Here is a 3,367-nt window from a genome sequence, read left to right on the forward strand (position 1 = left end):
TAAACACGGCATAGTCTTTTTTTATTTTATTAAATATTAGGGTATAGGCAGGTGCGGCAAAAAGTCCTGTTGCTACCGTAGTAAAAACAGAAAAATATAATTTACCAGCAAATAAAACAGAAAATACAAAATATATTTAAAAAATTTCTATTTACTTTTTCTATTTAAAAAACATATAATTTATAATACTTAACTTGGAAAAATAAAATCTGAGCTTATTACAGATAGAAAATTATAAAAATTTTATCCACCTTTGAGGTGAAAATTAAATTTTTAAGTTGTAACTACTAAAAATAATTTAGTTACTATGAAACTATATAAAAAATAAAAAGTAAAATTCCAAGACTATAATAATGGAGCTAGTGAAAAATAAATTTACTAATTGTTTAAGTATTAAAATATAAATTACAAAAATAAAGCTACTAAGTAACCATAAAAATTTTTAAAAATCAAATTAATAGAAAATATAATTTGTAATTTACTTATTATAGTATAATTGTTATAATGATTAAGTGGTTTATTAATTTTAGCGACTAACTTACGAATATTTATTTTAAAATTTAATAATTTTATTATTTTTTCTTAATATTAAGTTAGTTTTTATAAATATAATATTATAGGAGATTTTTATGAATAAGCATGAATTTATTTTAGTACTTGACTTTGGTAGTCAATACAACCAACTTATTACTCGCCGTGTTCGTGAACTTGGAGTTTATTCTGAACTTCATGACAAGGAAATATCAATCGAGAAAATAAGAGAACTTAATCCCAAGGGAATTATTTTATCCGGTGGTCCTAATTCAGTATATGAAGAAAATTCTATGACTCTTGATGACGAAATATTTAATTTAGGAATACCAGTGCTGGGAATTTGTTACGGAATGCAACTTATGCAGCACAAACTTGGTGGTAAAGTCGAATCAGCAACAAGTCGTGAATACGGAGCTCACCCAATTAATGTAAAAGAGGATGCCGTACTATTCAAAGATACGCCAAATACTCAAACTGTTCTTATGAGCCATTCAGACAAGGTGGTTAAACTTGCAGACGGTTTTGAAATAGTAGCATCTAGCCACAACTGCCCAATAGCTGCGGCACAAGACAAAAAACGTAATTTTTATTGTTTCCAATTCCATCCCGAAGTACGCCATTCAGAATATGGTTACGACTTGCTAAGAAACTTTGTGCGTAATGTCTGTGCTTGTAAAGCTGACTGGACAATGCAAGCCTTTATTGAAGAAAATATTGTAAAAATAAGAGAAAAAGTTGGAAAAGATAAGGTGCTTTGTGCCTTGTCAGGTGGAGTAGATTCTTCAGTAGTTGCAGCCTTATTACACAGAGCAATAGGCGACCAATTAATATGTATGTTTGTTGACCATGGTCTGTTGCGTAAGGGAGAAGCGGAAAGTGTAATGGAAACTTTTGGCAAAAAATTTGAAATGAATTTAATGAAAATAGATGCACGCGAAAGATTTTTATCAAAATTAAAAGGCGTAGCCGACCCAGAGAAAAAACGTAAAATTATTGGTAATGAATTTGTTTATGTATTTGATGAAGAATGTGCAAAATTAGACGACGTACCTTGGCTTGCCCAAGGAACACTTTATACCGACGTAATAGAATCTGGAACAAAGACGGCCCAAACTATCAAATCACATCACAACGTAGGCGGTCTGCCAGAAGATATGAAATTTGAACTTATCGAACCCCTAAATACCCTATTCAAAGATGAAGTTCGTGCCTTGGGAGAAGCCCTAGGTCTACCACGTGAGATAGTATGGCGTCAACCCTTCCCAGGACCAGGGCTAGGTATTCGCATTCTTGGCGAAGTAACCGAAGAAAAATTAGAAATAGTTCGCAACAGTGATTTTATCCTGCGTGATGTTATCGCAAAAAGAGGTTTAGACAGTGAGATTTGGCAATATTTCACAGCCCTGCCAAACATTCGTTCAGTTGGAGTAATGGGAGATGTGCGTACCTATGACTACACAGTAGTAGTTCGTGCTGTAACAAGTATCGACGGCATGACAGCTAGCTGGGCTCACATTCCATTTGAAGTCCTAGAAGAAATTTCGGCCCGTATCGTAAATGAAGTATCCCACGTCAATCGTGTAGTCTACGACATAACATCAAAACCACCAAGCACGATAGAGTGGGAGTAGAACATAAATATTTTTAGTTACTTCATTTTAAAATTTAAAATTATTAATAACCTAGTTACTAAGGCTAGGTTATTTTTATTTTAAAAAGCTTATGAATTTTGGAAAGCAAAGCATAATATACAAACATCTTCTAAAACAATTTTACTTTTAAGGCAAGCTAGTTAAGTAAAAAGAAGTAGAATAAAACTCTTTTTTAATTAAAGTTGACAAAGGAAAATAATTTTAGTATAATGTTAGGTAAAAGCTAACAAGCATTTAATTTTTATTTATTATAAGGAGGAAAACATGGACGAAAGATTTGGAAAATTCGTTAGACAAAGACGAGAGGAAAAGAAGATTAATTTAAGGAGACTAGCTGAAATATTAGATATCGCACCAGCTTATATGAGTGATATTGAAAAATCAAGGAGATATCCACCCGACAGAGAAAAAATTGAAAAAATTTCTAATGCTTTAGAATTAAATCAAGATGAAAAAAATTATCTTTTTGATATGGCAGCACATGCAAAAGATAATACCGTATCTCCAGACTTACCTGATTATATTATGGAAAATGATATTGTAAGAGTGGCACTTAGGAAGGCAAGAGATATTGGTGCAGGTAAAGAAGACTGGGAAAGGATAATTAAATTACTTGATGAAATTGAAGAAAAGAAAAATAAATAATGCGAGATAAAGAATATTCAAAATCACAATTTCATTAAAAGACTTAGGAATAAAAAAGTAACAAAAAATTCTGTCAGTTACTAAATTATGATTTATAGCTTGTAAAATTTAGACAGATTAAAAAAATAAATTAAATAAAAAATATTAGTGAGATTTCAAAAATAAATAATAATATTAAGTCTATTTCATTAAAAGACTTAGGAATAAAAAGTAACAAAAAATTCTGTCAGTTATTAAATTATGATTTATAGCTTGCAAAATTTAAAAAGATTAAAAAAGTAAATTAAATAAAAAATATTAGTGAGATTTCAAAAATAAATAATAATATTAAGTCTATTTAATTAAAAGACTTAGAAATAAAAAGTAACAAAAAATTCTGTCAGTTATCAAACCATGATTTATAGATTAAAAAATTTAAAAACATAAAGAAAGCAGAGGAAAACATATGTTAAGTAATACAAGCTACAACGCCCTAAAATCATTTATTTGGGGGATAGCAAATGACTGTTTAGTAGATGTATACGACCTAGGAGATT

General features: G+C 29.9%; 2 protein-coding genes. Both read left to right on the forward strand.

Annotation, left to right across the window (positions count from 1 at the left end; translation table 11 throughout):
• Positions 1 to 629 precede the first annotated feature (629 nt).
• The gene (gene guaA / locus KMP12_RS07170) at positions 630 to 2,165 is read left to right on the forward strand and encodes a glutamine-hydrolyzing GMP synthase (RefSeq protein WP_215757037.1); all 1,536 of its coding nucleotides are present in this window, start codon (positions 630 to 632) and stop codon (positions 2,163 to 2,165) included.
• A 285-nt stretch (positions 2,166 to 2,450) separates the two neighbouring features.
• The gene (locus tag KMP12_RS07175) at positions 2,451 to 2,831 is read left to right on the forward strand and encodes a helix-turn-helix domain-containing protein (RefSeq protein WP_215757038.1); all 381 of its coding nucleotides are present in this window, start codon (positions 2,451 to 2,453) and stop codon (positions 2,829 to 2,831) included.
• Positions 2,832 to 3,367 lie beyond the last annotated feature (536 nt).

This window comes from Gemella sp. zg-1178, from assembly GCF_018790995.1.
In the GTDB taxonomy this organism is placed as follows: domain Bacteria; phylum Bacillota; class Bacilli; order Staphylococcales; family Gemellaceae; genus Gemelliphila.